Origin of the sequence: Rhodococcus sp. UYP9 (assembly GCF_040547235.1) — a bacterium.
Taxonomy (GTDB): Bacteria; Actinomycetota; Actinomycetes; order Mycobacteriales; family Mycobacteriaceae; genus Rhodococcoides.
Window position 1 is genome coordinate 1 of record NZ_JBEPPH010000013.1, and the last position, 14,880, is coordinate 14,880.

The window sequence follows — 14,880 nt, forward strand, 5'->3', positions numbered from 1 at the left end:
TCATCGGCATTCCTGTCGTCATCGACACCGTCGACGGCACTGCTTCGATGGCGCACCGACGCTATCTGATCGTATGAATGGACCATTGAAGCAATAAGCGGGGCTATATCTGGCCGGGAGATTCGGACGACTGGAGTAGATCGTCGTAGCGACCTGCGCTCGACTCGATGAACTCCCGTACGAACCAGCATGCCGGGATTACGGAGAACCCTCCTGCGCGGCTGTCTTCGAGGACGTGTTCTGTCAATATCGCCGCGAGCCCGTGGCCGCGATGTTCGGGGAGTGTCACGGTGTGGTTGAACGTTCGTATGCCGTCCGACTCCAGGTAGTCGGAGAATCCGGCGAGGGATTTGTCGAGATATATCTCGAATCGATGCTGCTCTGGTAGGTGTTCGATGCGGTGTTCCATAGTGATCGATTGTGCACGGGTTCCTGTCGGGGTGGTTGGGCGACTAGGCTGAGGTGGATATACGAGTCGTGCGCGCCACCCGTCGTAGGCACTTCTCATCATCTGCACGGGTAAGCAGACCAGAGGTGGCATAGGTGGAAGATGTATCGGAGCAGGGAATCAGGGCCTTCATCGGCGCTGTTGTATTGCGCGGCGGTCGGGCCGAACGGCTGACGACGTCGCGGCGTAATCCAGTTCAGGTTTGGGGTGTAGACGGTTCGAGCTGCGTGGTTCGGGTGCGGTCCAAGGCCGTAGGCGATTGGAAGGCTCGTCGTCAGGACGAGTCGTTGGCAAGTGACGACACCGGGTCGTCTTACTGGGTGTTCGTGGATCTGGGTGCTTCCGAGCCGTCGTTCTTCATGGTGTCTTCCGAAGAGATGGCGGCTGATATTCGCGGCGAAGTCGATTTGTGGGTACAGGATTCGCCGCTTCGCACTCGAACTGGTCACCACGCTATCGCGGTCGGGCGAGTCCAACACGGACGCAACAAGTGGTCGCTGTTGGGTCTGCATGCGGCTGCCGATCCAAAGCTGGAAGAGGAAGCTCGCGCTGCCGCTGTTCACCGGGCCAAGCCGGCCGTGCGTCGCGGCCCGTCGAAGAAAGCTGTTGCGGCTGAGGAAGAGATCCCAGATCTGCGGGTCCGGGTCGTCGCCGATTTCGACGGCTACCGTCTGAGTGCCCGATTCGACCCGTCCAACAAGCGCCTCGAGATCATGCAGGGGCCGATGGAGGGGCGACGGTTCGACGATCCTACGCAAGCTGCCAGCGCTGTAGCCACGCATATCAGCGGCGATATCGAGGTCAGGGATGGCTGGAAATTCTGGGAATTGGATACTCCAGAGCGACTTCCTCTAGGAACTCTGCAGTAACGTCCGCGAATCCGCTGATCTGGTTGTTGTGATCGCTCACAACGATCTCAATAACCGGCATCGGGTCGTGTTTAGGTCGCTATCGTTGGGCGCAGGTCAGGTTTTAGCATTCGAATCTCGACACCCCCACTCATGCGATCTTTCTGATGGCGGAGTTTCGTCAGCACTGTCGCCGGTCCGAGCCGGCAATATTTGTGGCGACCTTGGCGGGTTGTCGACCTGTAGGAGAGGTCAGCCCAGTGGAGCAGTCGTCCCTTCACGCATCACGTTTCGTGATTCTGGTAGCGCAGTTCGTCGACCATCGGATCACGGCCGACTACTTCTCTTCGCAATTCCGGAACCTGGAGCGATCGGATGGCGAACACCTCGATCGCGATATAGCGATCATTGTGGGCAAGCTGTCGGTGGACGTGGGCGCATATCGCGGAGACGTCAATCTTCTCGGTGTCGACTACATCGATGCACATCAACTGTGGCGAGCATCAGGGGAAGCGTTTCGTGATCTCTTGACATTGCAGTCGGAGCTGCTCGGACGCCAAGCCGGCTGACGCGACGCTAGGGTGTGAACTTCTCCCGATGCCGGATGAGGTCTTCCAGGCGAAAGCGTCGGTGGGTTCCACGCATTTCGATGGCCAGTGACCCTGCGTCTGCGAGTTTGCGAACATATGTGTCGGATACTCCGAGAAGGTCTGCCGCCTGTGAAGTGGTGAGCAACTCGTTGACCGGTCCGATCGTCACAGCGGTCCCTGACGCGAGTTGACGGAGTAGTTCCATCACTGCGCGCCGACCGGACTCGTCGATATCGAGATCGGCTCCGTCCAATGCCAGGTGCGGAGTTCGTCCGTCCGCATCGGAAATCGACGAAGTGACTCGACGCGCGTCCTGAGGTGAGAGCGCCGCTGCGATGTACCGGTGGTCCATGTCTGAACCCTACTGCGGCATATCCTGTTCGGTACCCCCTCGATCCCAGGAGTGCTTCATGCCGCAGTTGCTGCATCTCGATTCGTCCGCCGACCTGAGTAATTCCGTCTCACGCGCGGTCACGGCACATTTTTCGGATGTGTGGCATGAGCAGAGCCCGGACCACTCGGTGATCCATCGCGATTTGCACCGAGATCCGCTGCCGCATCTTCCGACGTCGGCGATGCATTGGGCCCCACATTTGCGGACGCCGGACGAGGCTGTGCCTCCCGAGGCAGAGGCATTGCAAAAAACGTTGATCGACGAGGTGATCTCGGCTGACGTCGTGGTGATCGGTGCTCCGATGTACAACTGGTCGGTTCCGTCGACACTGAAAGCATGGATCGACTATGTCCATGTTCCCGGTGTCACGGTTCCGTTCAACGGCCCGACTCGTCCACTCCAAGGCAAGCCGGTGGTAGTGGTGTCGAGTCGTGGCAACGAGTACGGGGCGGGGACACCTGACTTCGGTACCGATCACGCCGTTCCGCTGTTACAACAGGTTCTCGGTGCCGCGCTCGGAATGGATCTGTTCGTTGTCGTGGTCGATCTGACGTTGGCGACCCGTGTACCCGCGATGGCGACCCTGGTTCCTCGGTCCAGAGACAGCCTGGACACCGCGTGGGTTGCGGTCGCGGATCTTGCGGCACGGCTGGGCTGAGATCAGCGGCCGGGGTTGCCGATCAACACCTCCATCAGTTCGGCTTCCAGCGCAGCGAAGTGCGGTGTCGTGACGACGTCGAGCTTTCGTGGCCTCGGCAGCGATACCGTCACTTGCCGTCGTACATGTGCCGGCTTGTCCGATAGTACGATCACCCGATCCGAGAGATAGACAGCTTCCCGGATGTCGTGGGTGATCATCAGGACGGTCCATCGGTAGTCGAGCCAGACGTCCTGCAGCCACGCTTGCATGCTGGTGCGGGTCAGCGAGTCGAGGGCTCCGAACGGCTCGTCGAGCAGTAGTACCTCGCGTTCTTGAATCACCGTGCGCAGCATCGCTGCTCGCTGCCGCATCCCGCCGGACAATTCGGAGGGCCTCGCCTTCTGGTATCCCTCGAGCCCGAAGGCGGGAAAGAGTTTCTGCGCCTGGATCCGCGCTTGCTTCTTGCTCATCCCGCGAACCTCGAGGCCGAGTGTCGTGTTGTCGAGCACAGTGCGCCACGGAAACAGCAGGTCCTTCTGTGGCATATAAGCGCACGGGGGTGCCTCGACGACTCCGCTGTCCGGGGTATCGAGACCGGCAATCATATTGAATACTGTGCTCTTGCCCGAGCCGCTCGGACCGATGACGGAAACGAACTCTCCAGGCTCGACGTCGAAGCTGACCCCGTCGAGGATTGGCCGGTCGCCGTAGGACTTCGTGAGTCCGGACAGATGCACGGCCGTCATCGCGGCCGACTGTCCTGCGCCCAGGGGGCGACGACGCGTTCAACGGCGTAGGTCAGCAGGAAGAGCGTCACGCTGATAACGGCCGTGACGAGCACCGCAGCCAGGACGAGATCGGTGCGGAACGAGTTCTTCTGCTGGCTCATGTATATCCCGAGTCCGGCGCTGGCTCCTGCGTATTCGGCGAAGATGGCACCCACGACGGCGTACGTGATTCCGATACGAAGCGAGGTGAAGAAGCGGGGCATCGCAGAGGGCAGACGAATATATCGAAACTGCTGCCAGCGGGTTGCGCCCATGCTCGCCAGGAGTGCGCGCGCATCTCGATCGGCTGCCGCGAATCCTTCGATGAGGCCGATGGCCATGGGGAAGAACGTAGCGAGCGCGATCACGAGAATCTTGGGAAGTAGTCCGAACCCGAACCAGATGATCAGCAGTGGGGCAATAGCGATGATCGGAAGCGTCTGCGAGATCACGAACAGCGGCACCACTGCTCGTCGGAGCCATGGTGAGAAGTCGACGGCGACGGCAAGTATCCAGGCAACTACCAGGGATACTGCAAATCCGAGAACGGTGACTTGGAGAGTTGCTGCTGCATTCTCGGCGATGGCGTCGCGCTGCGCCCAACCCTGAGCCACGATTCTCGACGGCGAGGGCAGTACCTGTGGTCGGATCCCGCTGAGCTGGACATAGACCTGCCATCCGATGACGAGCACCACGACGATGGTGACCGACGGCAAGGCCCACCTGACCGCAGCCCCGATTCGCGGTCTACGCTTCGCCGGCCGTTCGACTGCGCCGAACGCCGCGCTACTGAGCGCCGAGGTAGTCATCGGTGAAGTAGGTGGACCAGTCGGGCTCGGCGTCGACGGCGTTGCCGCCTTGATCGACCAGGACACCGTTTTCGTACAGGAATTTCGAATATTCGGTCCATTTGTCGAGGTTCTGTCGCCCGACCGCGCCCGACTCGTCCAGCATGTAGCGGTCGGCGAGCATCTGCTGGCTTTCGAAGACCAATTGCTCGTCCGTGAAGACTCCCGGATTCGCATCGATGATGTCCTGCGCGGCGCGGACCGGATCGTCTGCCGCGAGTTGGTAGCCGCGTTGCAGCGCCTGGACGAATTTCTTGGCCTCGTCGGGATGGCTTGCCAGCCAGTTCTCGTTACCGTTGACCGTGAGTGCATAGGCGTCGGGGAAGCCGTAGTCGGTGTAGTCGAAGTACTTCATCGGAGTACCGCTGTGCTCGGCCTCGATACCCTCCCACGCCAGGTAGGACACGGTGAAGTCCGCTGTGCCCGAATACACGGCCTCGTAGGCCGAGGTTCCGAGTACGACGGTGTCGTACTCACCTTTGCCGCCGTCGTTCTGGATGACTTGGCGTAGTCCGGCCTTCTCGCCGGTATCACCGAAGCCTGCGTAGACTTTGCCGTCCAAGGCTTTCGGGCTCGGTATGTCTTCGCGGTCGGCTTTCACCCCGATTCCGGTGGCCCAGTGTTGCAGCGGGGCCAGTACCGAAATGATTTGAGCTCCAGCGGTTTTCGCGAATGTAGTTGAACTCTGCGTACTGATGCCGAACTCGGCGTTGCCCGCGTCGACCAGAGTGTCCGGGGAGGTGCTGTTGTACGGCAGGATTTCGACGTCGAGTCCGGCGTCGGCGAAGTATCCCTCCTGTAAAGCGACGTACAGCCCGGTGTGGTTGGTGTTCGGTGTCCAATCGAGTGCGAAGCGGATGGTATCGGAGTCGGTGGATTGTGCACACGAAGTCAGCGATGTGACGGTGACGACGGCTACCGCGAGGGCGCCGATTTTTCGGGAAAGTGTCACGGTGTTACCTCCGAAGCGGCAATCTCGGAAGAGGAAGTTGGCCACTGTGTGGGGTGAAGTGCGCTGTCCCAGAACATCGATTCGTACCGTGTCGCGATGACGAATGCGTCGATCATGGCGCTTCGTTGAGCATCGGTAGCGAGCCGAGCGGCGTCGTCTACCAGCAGGCGCGCGCAGTCGACGACATCACGGAATTCTTCCGAGTCGTACGTCGAAACCCATTGTGCGTAGGGGTGATCCGGATCATGGTGGAGAACCTGTGCGGCCGATACCGACAGGCGGACGGCCACGTCGGCGTAGATCCAGAAGCATGGCAGGATCGCCGCCGCCGCAACGGGATAGGGCTCGGTGGCGGCGGTTGCTACCAAGTACGAGACGTACCCGAGGCAGGTTGGTGAATGCATGGCCTGCGCATCCGTCGGGGGGAGCGCATCACCGACGAGAATTGACTCGTGAAGTGTCGCCTCCTCGACTGCGCTCGCCGCGGAGGTGGCCCAGAACGCGGCAGTCGCGGTGTCCGGAGCTTTCGATGCGAGAATAGCCAGCGCTTTCGCGTATCCCGCCAGGTACAGCCGATCCTGCTCGAGATATCTGCGGAACGCGTCGAGCGGCAGCGTGCCCTCGCCCAGCAGTGTCAGAAATTCGAGTTGGTCGATCGCGTGACGCAACGAAGATGTCGAGCCCCACATAAGATCCGTGTGGCGGACAGAGTCCACCGAGTTTAAAGGCGCAGTCATCGCCTTGACATCCCTTCGTCAGCATTACCTGCATCAGGTTCGACGGGTGTGATCTCAGCATCCGCATGTACGGACGCACCCCGTGTCAGAACATCGCCGACCCTAGCACCCTTGGTCGGCGATGCGGTGTCGAGCGGGCTGTCGCAGGGTCCTCGATGCCTGGTGGTGGCGCGCAACATTTCGTCTACCGAGGATTCCTAGCCGGTATCTGAGGTGGGGTCGCGCGCTGCCGAAACACTCTTTCGAAACTGCGTCTACTTCAGCTCGAATGCCTTGTCCGACACCGTGAAACCATGGCCGACCTGATCCAGGCAGGTGACCCCGGACGACTCCTCGACTCGGCATTCGAGCCCATTGGAACGCCCACTTCCGGGTACGGCGAGTGTGAGCCCGTACGGCAGTTCCTTCGCAGTCCCGTCGAACCGATGAAAGCGCGGATCGCCTGAGCTGAGAAACCTGGCAGGGGATCCTGCAGTGATCTCGACGGTGTTGGGAGCCACCGAAGACTCTGGAGCACCGCTTCCCGCCACTCGCGGGGCCGAGCGGGGGAACTCGCCGTGACACCCAGCGACCGAGGTCTCGGTCACGACGATCGCGCATTCGAACTTGCCACTCGGGCTGGTGAAGTAGAAGAACCCGGCAGTGCTCTTGTACTGGGACGGGTCGGCGGTCGGCGGGGGACTGCTCGTCGTCGGTTTGTCGGGAGTCGTCGAGGTGGTTGTTGTCGGGGCGGCCGATGTCGTCGGCGAGGGTGCAGTCGCGGGCGTCGTGCGGACCACCGACGGTGGGTCGGTGTCGACGGTCGCAAGCGGCGCCGTTGCGCTGCCGTCGACATCGGAACCGCATCCGGAAAGAACCAGGGCGGACGCTGCACCAACGGCTGCGCCGCATGCGCGTAGTCGGTTCATCTTGCCAGCTTAAAGTGGACGGATAGGTCCCGGGAATTGGTACCTTGACCAGTATCGGATGTGCCTACGTCGGATACGGAGGAATGCCATGACCGAAGTCGAGCAAGACGGCGTTTGGACATGTCAGGTGCACACTCCGGACGGCGACGTGATCGGGTACCGCGACGGCACGCACTTCGTGTGGAAGGGGATCCCATACGCGGCTGCGACCGCCGGCGAACATCGCTTCAGGTCTCCGCGGCCCGTGGAACCGTGGGCAGGAACCCGGGATTGTCGACGTTTCGGTGACGTGGCACCCCAGGGCAAAGCTAATCCGGTGCCGATCGATCCGACGATCCCGATGTCGGAGGACTGTCTGTCGGTCAATGTTTGGGCACCCGAGCCCGACGGTAGACCTCGGCCGGTGATGGTGTGGATTCACGGCGGTGCGTACTCGCTCGGTTCCTCTGCGCAGAGCGTTTACGATGGCAGGCGGCTGGCCGAACTCGGTGATCTGGTGCTCGTCACCGTCAACTATCGCGTCGGGGCTTTCGGATTCCTCGACTTGTCGTCGTTTTCTACAGCGGAGACGGTCTTCGAGACGAATCTCGGCTTGCGTGATCAGATCGCAGCACTCGAATGGGTGCAGCGTTGCGTGGAATCGTTCGGTGGTGATCCGTCGAACGTGACCGTGTTCGGCGAGTCCTCGGGTGGCGCGTCGGTCACGACACTGATGACCTCGCCGAAGGCCGATGGGCTGTTTCACCGCGCTATCGTGCAAAGTGCGCCCGCGACGTCGGTGTACGGACCGGAACGCGCGGCGGCCGTGGCCACGAGATTCCTCGAACTCGTCGATATCACTCCGGATCGAATCGGGGAGTTGAAAACCGTCGACTTCATGCGTCTCGTCGAGGCGGGCGACACCCTGTGTTACGACGTCCCGACGCGGGTGCCGGGCACGTTGGGGCTCGCGCCGGTAGTCGACGGAGATGTCGTCCCGCGGTATCCCGTTGCAGCGTTCCAGAAGGGATACTCGCACCGCATCCCGTTGATCATCGGAACGAATCACGACGAGGCATCGATCTTCCGCTTGATGAAGTCACCGTTGATGCCGGTCACGTCGGACACCGTCACGGAGATGTTTCGTGCGATCGCGAACGATCACTCGGATCTGCCGGCGTTCCGGATCGCGGAAATCATGTCGGCTTATCCGGATCGATCGAAATCGGCTGGTGCACTTGCGATGTCGAGGGATGCTGGATTTCGAATGCCGACGATGTGGATCGCGGACGCGCACAGTAGATTTGCGCCAGTCTGGATGTATCGATTCGATCATGCGACACCGATGCTGAAGGCTGCTCGTATAGGTGCGGGACACGCGACCGAGTTGCCTTATGTCTTCGGCAATTTCGGAACGTTGAATCGAGATCCGACATTCTGGCTCGGTGGCCGCAAGGCAGCGACGGCAGTATCGCTGCGTGTGATGAAGCGATGGGTCGCCTTCGCCCAGCACGGAGTCCCCGCCACCCTCGACGGTGCGAAGCATTGGGCGCCCTACGTCGAGCCGACGCGCTCCACGCTTGTCATCGACACCCAGGATTCTCTTGTCGAAGACCCGGACGCCGTTCTACGCGCGGCATGGGGAGATCAGGTGCTCGGCTTCACCTGACGTTGCCAGGGTCGGTGGATCGAGGTGGATTGAGCTGGTCCACTTCGGGATACTTACATCTGGTGCTGTTCATCCGAATCGTCGAGACCTCGTTGGCCGTGGGTGCCACTCGCTCCCGTAAGGCCAAGACCGAGGCGCTGCGGCTGTTGCTCACCGAGGTCGACCCATCGGAGACCGCCACCGTGGTGGCGTGGCTGTCCGGTGAATTGCCGCAGGGCCGAATCGGCGTGGGCTGGCGGACCTTGGCCGATATCGACGTCGATCCGTCCGCCGCGGGCACACTCACCGTCGCCGAGGTCGATACGAAGATCACGACGGTTGCCTCGACCTCCGGTCCGGGTTCGACCGCCCGACGTCGCGAGGTCCTGACGGATCTTCTTGGGCGGTCGACGGGTGACGAGCGCGTGTTTCTGGTTCGGTTGCTGACCGGCGAGTTGCGCCAGGGTGCACTCGAAGGCGTGATGACCGACGCGATTGCTGCTGCGGCGGGACTGAAAATCGACCCGGTCCGACGGGCTTTCATGCTCTCCGGGAATTTATCGGCAACGGCGTCCGCTGCGCTGGCCGGAGGCGAGACTGCACTGGCACTCTTCGAACTCGAGGTGGGTCGCCCGGTGCGTCCGATGTTGGCCTCGCCCGCGGAGTCGTCGGCCGCGGCGTGGATCGAATTCGCAGGCGAGGTGAGTTTGGAGTACAAACTGGACGGGGCTCGCATCCAGGTCCATCGATCGGGTGAAGATGTACATATCTACACCAGGACCCTGCGGGAGATCACCGACAGCGTGCCGGAGCTCGTCGAGTTGATCCGAGCGTTGCCGTGCACCAGCGTCGTACTCGATGGGGAAACCCTCGCACTCACCGACAGTGGCAGGCCGCGTCCTTTTCAGGAGACGATGAGTCGGTTCGGTGCCCAGAGTGCCCACGAGTTGCTTCTGCAGCCGTACTTCTTCGACTGCCTGCATCTCGACGGCGTGGATCTGCTGGACGAACCGCTCGAACGCCGGCTGGCAGCGCTGGAACAGGTTGCACCCATTCATCGGATTCCGTCAGTGGTACGCCCGGACGCCGACGCTGTAGCCGGGTACTTCGAGGAGGCGTTGGCCGCCGGGCACGAAGGTGTGATGGTCAAGTCGTTGTCGGCGCCTTACGCCGCGGGCCGACGCGGCCGCACGTGGCAGAAGGTCAAGCCCGAGCACACGTTGGATCTGGTGGTACTCGGTGCGGAATGGGGCTACGGCAGGCGGACGGGCCGGCTGTCCAATCTGCATCTCGGGGCGCGCGATCCAAGCGGTGGGGATCCGATCATGGTCGGCAAGACATTCAAGGGGCTCACCGATGTACTGCTGCAATGGCAGACCGAGGAGTTTCCGAAACACGAGAGTTCACGTGATGAGCACACTGTGTACGTGTATCCCGATCTTGTCGTCGAGATCGAACTCGACGGTGTGCAGAAGAGCACCCGCTATGCAGGCGGAGTTGCGCTTCGATTCGCCCGGGTGCTCCGATACCGGCCCGACAAGACACTGGCTGAAGCCGACACGATCGATGCCGTTCGCGCTCTCCTTCTGCCGTCCACCTGAGCGCATACCGCGCTGTGTCAGAGGATTGCGCCGGGATTGAGAATGCCGCTGGGGTCGAGGGCGGTCTTGATCCGCTGAGTGAGCTCCATGACGTCCGCTCCCACCTGGTCGGGTAGCCACGCTTTCTTCAGCCTGCCTACTCCGTGCTCGCCGGTGATGGTGCCGCCCAGGGTCAGTGCCAGGTCCATGATCGCTCCGAAAGCGATGTTGGCACGACGTGTCATATCGACATCGGCAGGATCGAACACGATGAGCGGGTGAGTGTTTCCGTCTCCGGCGTGGGCGATGACAGCGACTAGGACTGCGTACTTTTCGGAGATTCGTTCGATACCTTCGACGAGGTCGGGTAGCGCGGGGAGCGGCACACCGACGTCCTCGAGGAGCAGACTGCCGAGACGTTCCACAGCGGGAATCGCGAATCGCCTTGCAGCAGCGAAAGCCTCGCCCTCATCCGGATCGTCGGTTGTGAAGACTTCGGATGCACCAGCCTCGGTGCACGCGGCCGCCATGATCTCGATTTCATGCGCGCGGTCGTCACCGGGGGAGTCCGAACGGGCAATCAGCATCGCTGCGGCTCCGCGGTCCAGGCCCATCTTCATCGCGTCCTCGACTGCGCCGATCGACGCACGATCCATGAATTCGAGCATCGATGGCCGTAGCGAGCGGGTGATCGCGAGGATGGCGGTGGTCGCGTCACGAACCGAGGAGAACGACGCAACAACGGTGCTGGCCGGCGGTTGGGCCGGAATGAGACGCACGGTGATCTCGGTGATGATGCCGAGCGTCCCCTCGCTGCCGATGAATAGTTTGGTCAGTGACAGGCCCGCAACATCTTTCAGGCGCGGGCCACCGAGTCGTACCGCGGTGCCATCGGCGAGAACGACCTCGAGACCGAGCACATAATCTGCGGTCACCCCGTATTTGACGCAGCACAGACCGCCCGCATTGGTAGCGGCATTCCCGCCGATCGAACACATCTCGAACGACGACGGATCCGGCGGGTACCAGAGCCCGTGTTCGGCAGCAGCCTTCTTGACTTCGACGTTGAGTAGTCCGGGTTGGGTGACCGCGATGCGGGTGACCGGATCCACCGTGATGTCACGCATCAGTTCGGTGCTGAGCACGATTCCGCCGTCGACGGCCGTCGCGCCACCGGACAGTCCGGATCCAGCTCCGCGAGGAACTACCGAAACATTGTGTGTGCTGGCCCATTTCATGACATTTTGCACATCGACGGTGCAGGTGGTCCGAACTACCGCCAGCGGAGCTCCGGCATCCGGGTCCTTGGCCCAATCGTGGCGGTAGCCCTCCGTCAGATCAGGATCGGTGAGAACCGCGCCGTCGGGTAACGAGCGCTTCAACGCGAGTAGCCGCGGATCCAGTTCGATCGGTTCACTCATCGCTCATCCTCGTCTCGATCTCGGCTCTCGCTGTCGAGGGTATGGGTCGGACGGGGATCGCGAGTCGTTATTGATTGCGTTGCAGCGTCAGTTCGGCGAGCTTCGTCGCACCTACACAGGGGTCGACGGTCCCGCCGCGATACTGCACCCACCAGGTAATGGTGCCGGTGTACGCGGCGGTGATGCCACACGACGCGGGATCACCGGGTCGGCGTGAGAGAAAAGCGTTTGTACCGGCAACCGTGACGGGTTCGATTGCGTAGTTCAGCTGTTCGGCCAGTGCCCGCTCACGACCGAGAGAATTGTTTTCGAACCAGGCGAATGTGACGTCCACCGAGCCTGCGGCCCCGGTGCCCGTCCACATGCAGACTGCGCCGTAGAAGTACTGGTCCACGACATCCGCCTGGACGGATTCGGCGATCTTGTCGTTCGGGACGGCCGTGCATTCCTGCAGCAGTTTGTCGAACTGTGAATCGCCGCCCAATCCGGCAGGAGTGGGGGTTCCTTCGATGGTGGTACTGCAGCCGGCAAGTAGCAATGTTGCTGTCACCACGGCAACTCGCGTCCGAGTTCGGTTCATCGCTCTCACCTACTTCGCGTTCGCTACGGTTGCGCGGGCCAGGTCCTCGACAACCTCGCAGCTGTCGCGAGGAGGTACCGCAAATGCATAGTTCAGCGACCAATGCAGAAATCCGTCCCCGGATTCGACTGCCGCTTCACATGACGTATCGGCACCCTTGGCGGTGAAACCTGGGTGTCCGTCGACATCGATGTACGCGATCTCGCGACCGATCTGCGCGGCGACGGATCGTTCGCGGTCGATCGGGCTACCTCGATACCACGTGAACATGGCGTACGCACCGGAATTGGGTGCCTCCCACCTGCACCGGACACCATTCTTGGAGGAGGAGGCGATACCGGGGACTCCGGTGATAGAACCCAACTGCTCGTCTGTCATCGAACCGCACTCTCCGACGAAAAGCTCCTCCGTGGCCGGTGTCGGGGCCGCCGTAGAAGTGGCCGAATCGAGAGTGGATTCCGAGTTCTCCGCGGAACAGCCGGTGGCAGCAAGAACCAGCACTGCGACACCGAACGGAATTCCGCGCTTCCACACGTGCAGAACCATACCGAGGCGGCGGATTCGACGCGGAGAGGACCTGGCTATTGGAGTCACATCTGTCACATCAGCCACTCTGTTACCTGATTGATGCAGCGACGACACGAAATCGGGTGGCTGTTGAGGCTAGCGTCCACCACTAGTGGTAGCTGCTCGGCGACTCGGCCGGGTACCAAGGAGGGTGAGAAACATGATGGATTCCACCAGTAAGTCCTGGACATTCATCGCCGCGATCTTCTCGTACGAATTCCAAGGCGGCGGAGTCGATTACGACACCATCGAGATGATCCATCGTGGTGACGTTCACGAGTGGATCGTTGCGCTCGAGCTATCCGGCCTTTTCGATCGAGCGGTCGTCGAGCACGTGGAGATCACGTGGAAACGACAACCTCGGTTACTCCTGGACACTCTTCTCATCGACGCGGACGAGATGACCCGCAAAAGGTGCGATATGGCATGGGCGTCGCTCGACCGTCTCGCGCCCATTGCCCAGTCCGGTTAAAGGAAGATAGGTAGTTCGCCGTCGATCACGACTACCTGCTCGTCGGTCAGGGTCCGGTACGCAATGTTCTCTCGCTCGTACTGCGAGACCATCTTCGGTCCGGAACAGTTGTCGTCGAGGATCGATCCGAAATGTGGAACTAACGCGAAATCGATCAGACCCAGCCCGTTCCACACAACTTCGGTGCCGGTGGCCGGTAACACCTCGTCCGGATCGTCGGCCGCCTCGATTCCGCGCAAGGTGGTCGACACGACACACGCGCCGGCGCTGTAGCCGCCGTAGGTGAGGGTCCCCTCGCGCACTCGACGTGCTATCGCGAAGTCCGCCCCGCTGCGGCTCAATTGCGCACGTAGAACAAAGGTGTTGCCACCGCGGACCCAGACGGTGCCGTAGCGATCGAGCTCCTTCGCCAGTTGCTCAGGGCGGTCGATGAACGAACGGAGGTCGAGTTCGTATGGATCGAATCCGAGCGCCCGCAGGTCTCGTACTTCGGTGGTGACTGCCGACTGGCGGGCGGCGCTCGGCCATCCGTCGACAGCTGAGGCGATGACCGCAATGCGTCCCGGCGTTCCCGTCAACCCGAGGAACTTCTCGACGTGATCACCGAATCGATACGACGCCAAAAACATTTTCATGGTCGACCCTCTCGGGACAAGCGAACGATGCCCTCCCTGATCGCGTCCGCGGTCTCCTCCGGTTTGCGCAACCGTCGAAAGACGAACCCTCCCGCGAAGCGCAACTTGTCACCCGTCCACCTGGGAACGACATGAAGATGGGTGTGGAAGACAGTCTGGAAAGCGGCCCGCCCGTCGTTGACGACGAGATTGGCGCCGTCGGTACTCAGGTCCGATCGTCGAAGTGCGCGTGAAAGTCGATGACCGGCTGCGAATACTGCCGCGCCGAGTGCTGGATCCAACGAGTCGAGATCAGCTGCGTGCAATTTCGGGACAACCACGATGTGGCCCCTGGCTACAGGGCGAATATCCAGAAACGCCAATACGTCGTCGGTTTCGAACACGATCGTCGCCGGTAAGTCGCCTTCGACGATGCCGCAGAAAACGCACTCGATCATTGGGTCTACAGTAGGCGAGCCTCTACCTGCCGGTCACCTATGACGTCGATCACGTTGGGTGGCATACCCGCACGTCGCGATACATCGCGCTCGCTTCTGGGTGGAACTTACTGTGGCGTGGGTTACCTAAGATCTATCGACTCTGGCTATCATCAGAAACCTTGTGCCTTGTCGCATGGATTCGCCTCCTCGTCGCGCGGATGAAGTAACCATTCGACGAAACCGTAGGCGCCAATCAACTCACGAAAGTCGGAGATTTGGAAACATCGCAGAGCACTGAGAACAATCCGAGCACACCGGGCACCAGCGCTGAAGGAACGAGCACAGGTAAACCGGTGCGAGTGGGCGTAGTCCGCGAGTCCGGAGAGGGCGAGCGTCGCGTCGCGTTGGTTCCGAAAATCGTGGCGTCGCTGATCGGCAAAGGCGTCG

Annotated in this window: 18 protein-coding genes and 1 riboswitch; of the genes, 6 read left to right on the top strand and 12 right to left on the bottom strand. The window is 61.4% G+C overall.

Annotated features, from left to right (window positions below):
• Nucleotides 1-103: 103 nt before the first annotated feature.
• Nucleotides 104-409, bottom strand: a complete 306-nt coding sequence (locus ABIB36_RS21660) for a GNAT family N-acetyltransferase (protein WP_084346487.1) — start codon at nucleotides 407-409, stop codon at nucleotides 104-106.
• Between the two features lie 134 nt (nucleotides 410-543).
• On the opposite strand from ABIB36_RS21660, the gene ABIB36_RS21665 reads away from it, so the two are divergent.
• Both ABIB36_RS21665 and ABIB36_RS21670 read left to right on the top strand, forming a co-directional pair.
• The gene (locus ABIB36_RS21665) at nucleotides 544-1,317 is read left to right on the top strand and encodes a hypothetical protein (RefSeq protein ID WP_084346486.1); all 774 of its coding nucleotides are present in this window, start codon (nucleotides 544-546) and stop codon (nucleotides 1,315-1,317) included.
• A 239-nt stretch (nucleotides 1,318-1,556) separates the two neighbouring features.
• A complete protein-coding gene (locus ABIB36_RS21670) occupies nucleotides 1,557-1,865 on the top strand; it encodes a homoserine dehydrogenase (protein ID WP_084346485.1) in 309 nt (102 codons plus the stop codon).
• Between the two features lie 7 nt (nucleotides 1,866-1,872).
• On the opposite strand, the gene ABIB36_RS21675 is transcribed toward ABIB36_RS21670, so the two are convergent.
• Entirely contained in the window at nucleotides 1,873-2,238 is a 366-nt protein-coding gene (locus ABIB36_RS21675; protein ID WP_179142260.1) for a helix-turn-helix domain-containing protein, read from the bottom strand.
• A 58-nt stretch (nucleotides 2,239-2,296) separates the two neighbouring features.
• Here ABIB36_RS21675 and ABIB36_RS21680 point away from each other — a divergent pair, with 58 nt between their 5' ends.
• Nucleotides 2,297-2,938, top strand: coding sequence for an FMN-dependent NADH-azoreductase (locus tag ABIB36_RS21680; RefSeq protein WP_354563571.1), 642 nt, complete (start codon nucleotides 2,297-2,299; stop codon nucleotides 2,936-2,938).
• Nucleotides 2,939-2,940: 2 nt separating this feature from the next.
• On the opposite strand, the gene ABIB36_RS21685 is transcribed toward ABIB36_RS21680, so the two are convergent.
• From ABIB36_RS21685 to ABIB36_RS21705, 5 genes are all read right to left on the bottom strand, one after another.
• Nucleotides 2,941-3,666: an ABC transporter ATP-binding protein gene (locus ABIB36_RS21685; protein ID WP_084346483.1), complete on the bottom strand. Its 726-nt coding sequence runs from the start codon at nucleotides 3,664-3,666 to the stop codon at nucleotides 2,941-2,943.
• Entirely contained in the window at nucleotides 3,663-4,496 is an 834-nt protein-coding gene (locus ABIB36_RS21690) for an ABC transporter permease (RefSeq protein WP_084346482.1), read from the bottom strand. Before ABIB36_RS21690 ends, ABIB36_RS21685 begins: the two co-directional genes overlap by 4 nt.
• Nucleotides 4,474-5,487 carry an ABC transporter substrate-binding protein gene (locus ABIB36_RS21695; RefSeq protein WP_354563568.1) on the bottom strand — a complete coding sequence of 338 codons (1,014 nt, stop codon included), beginning with the start codon at nucleotides 5,485-5,487 and terminating at the stop codon, nucleotides 4,474-4,476. Before ABIB36_RS21695 ends, ABIB36_RS21690 begins: the two co-directional genes overlap by 23 nt.
• Nucleotides 5,484-6,224, bottom strand: coding sequence for a TenA family protein (locus ABIB36_RS21700; RefSeq protein WP_354563566.1), 741 nt, complete (start codon nucleotides 6,222-6,224; stop codon nucleotides 5,484-5,486). The genes ABIB36_RS21695 and ABIB36_RS21700 overlap by 4 nt, the downstream gene beginning before the upstream one ends.
• Nucleotides 6,218-6,317, bottom strand: a riboswitch (TPP riboswitch). Its footprint overlaps the gene before it by 7 nt.
• A 161-nt stretch (nucleotides 6,318-6,478) precedes the next feature.
• On the bottom strand, nucleotides 6,479-7,132 hold the full coding sequence (locus ABIB36_RS21705) for a hypothetical protein (protein WP_354563564.1): 654 nt from the start codon (nucleotides 7,130-7,132) through the stop codon (nucleotides 6,479-6,481).
• Between the two features lie 88 nt (nucleotides 7,133-7,220).
• Here ABIB36_RS21705 and ABIB36_RS21710 point away from each other — a divergent pair, with 88 nt between their 5' ends.
• Both ABIB36_RS21710 and ABIB36_RS21715 read left to right on the top strand, forming a co-directional pair.
• Complete coding sequence (locus ABIB36_RS21710) at nucleotides 7,221-8,780, top strand: carboxylesterase/lipase family protein (protein ID WP_354563562.1); 1,560 nt, start codon at nucleotides 7,221-7,223, stop codon at nucleotides 8,778-8,780.
• A 62-nt stretch (nucleotides 8,781-8,842) separates the two neighbouring features.
• Nucleotides 8,843-10,360: an ATP-dependent DNA ligase gene (locus tag ABIB36_RS21715; protein WP_084346493.1), complete on the top strand. Its 1,518-nt coding sequence runs from the start codon at nucleotides 8,843-8,845 to the stop codon at nucleotides 10,358-10,360.
• Between the two features lie 17 nt (nucleotides 10,361-10,377).
• Here the strand turns inward: ABIB36_RS21715 and ABIB36_RS21720 are convergent, their stop codons facing one another.
• From ABIB36_RS21720 to ABIB36_RS21730, 3 genes are all read right to left on the bottom strand, one after another.
• Nucleotides 10,378-11,760 carry an FAD-binding oxidoreductase gene (locus ABIB36_RS21720; protein WP_084346478.1) on the bottom strand — a complete coding sequence of 461 codons (1,383 nt, stop codon included), beginning with the start codon at nucleotides 11,758-11,760 and terminating at the stop codon, nucleotides 10,378-10,380.
• A gap of 67 nt (nucleotides 11,761-11,827) precedes the next feature.
• Nucleotides 11,828-12,340, bottom strand: coding sequence for a DUF3558 domain-containing protein (locus ABIB36_RS21725; RefSeq protein WP_084346477.1), 513 nt, complete (start codon nucleotides 12,338-12,340; stop codon nucleotides 11,828-11,830).
• A 9-nt stretch (nucleotides 12,341-12,349) separates the two neighbouring features.
• Nucleotides 12,350-12,943 (bottom strand): DUF3558 domain-containing protein, encoded by a 594-nt coding sequence (locus tag ABIB36_RS21730; protein ID WP_256895563.1) that lies wholly within the window; start codon nucleotides 12,941-12,943, stop codon nucleotides 12,350-12,352.
• Between the two features lie 124 nt (nucleotides 12,944-13,067).
• On the opposite strand from ABIB36_RS21730, the gene ABIB36_RS21735 reads away from it, so the two are divergent.
• A complete protein-coding gene (locus ABIB36_RS21735) occupies nucleotides 13,068-13,379 on the top strand; it encodes a hypothetical protein (protein ID WP_084346475.1) in 312 nt (103 codons plus the stop codon).
• Here ABIB36_RS21735 and ABIB36_RS21740 read toward each other — a convergent pair.
• Nucleotides 13,376-14,014 carry a Type 1 glutamine amidotransferase-like domain-containing protein gene (locus ABIB36_RS21740; protein ID WP_084346474.1) on the bottom strand — a complete coding sequence of 213 codons (639 nt, stop codon included), beginning with the start codon at nucleotides 14,012-14,014 and terminating at the stop codon, nucleotides 13,376-13,378. The two genes, ABIB36_RS21735 and ABIB36_RS21740, sit on opposite strands and share 4 nt — an antisense overlap.
• A complete protein-coding gene (locus tag ABIB36_RS21745) occupies nucleotides 14,011-14,451 on the bottom strand; it encodes an HIT family protein (protein WP_084346473.1) in 441 nt (146 codons plus the stop codon). Before ABIB36_RS21745 ends, ABIB36_RS21740 begins: the two co-directional genes overlap by 4 nt.
• Between the last annotated feature and the right edge of the window lie 429 nt (nucleotides 14,452-14,880).

Bases quoted from the DNA above. Each gene is read 5' to 3' on its own strand.
- ABIB36_RS21660 (WP_084346487.1), bottom strand. From the start codon at position 409: ATGGAACACCGCATCGAACACCTACCAGAGCAGCATCGATTCGAGATA.
- ABIB36_RS21675 (WP_179142260.1), bottom strand. From the start codon at position 2,238: ATGGACCACCGGTACATCGCAGCGGCGCTCTCACCTCAGGACGCGCGT.
- ABIB36_RS21680 (WP_354563571.1), top strand. From the start codon at position 2,297: ATGCCGCAGTTGCTGCATCTCGATTCGTCCGCCGACCTGAGTAATTCC.
- ABIB36_RS21685 (WP_084346483.1), bottom strand. From the start codon at position 3,666: ATGACGGCCGTGCATCTGTCCGGACTCACGAAGTCCTACGGCGACCGG.
- ABIB36_RS21690 (WP_084346482.1), bottom strand. From the start codon at position 4,496: ATGACTACCTCGGCGCTCAGTAGCGCGGCGTTCGGCGCAGTCGAACGG.
- ABIB36_RS21700 (WP_354563566.1), bottom strand. From the start codon at position 6,224: ATGACTGCGCCTTTAAACTCGGTGGACTCTGTCCGCCACACGGATCTT.
- ABIB36_RS21705 (WP_354563564.1), bottom strand. From the start codon at position 7,132: ATGAACCGACTACGCGCATGCGGCGCAGCCGTTGGTGCAGCGTCCGCC.
- ABIB36_RS21710 (WP_354563562.1), top strand. From the start codon at position 7,221: ATGACCGAAGTCGAGCAAGACGGCGTTTGGACATGTCAGGTGCACACT.
- ABIB36_RS21720 (WP_084346478.1), bottom strand. From the start codon at position 11,760: ATGAGTGAACCGATCGAACTGGATCCGCGGCTACTCGCGTTGAAGCGC.
- ABIB36_RS21725 (WP_084346477.1), bottom strand. From the start codon at position 12,340: ATGAACCGAACTCGGACGCGAGTTGCCGTGGTGACAGCAACATTGCTA.
- ABIB36_RS21735 (WP_084346475.1), top strand. From the start codon at position 13,068: ATGATGGATTCCACCAGTAAGTCCTGGACATTCATCGCCGCGATCTTC.
- ABIB36_RS21740 (WP_084346474.1), bottom strand. From the start codon at position 14,014: ATGAAAATGTTTTTGGCGTCGTATCGATTCGGTGATCACGTCGAGAAG.
- ABIB36_RS21745 (WP_084346473.1), bottom strand. From the start codon at position 14,451: ATGATCGAGTGCGTTTTCTGCGGCATCGTCGAAGGCGACTTACCGGCG.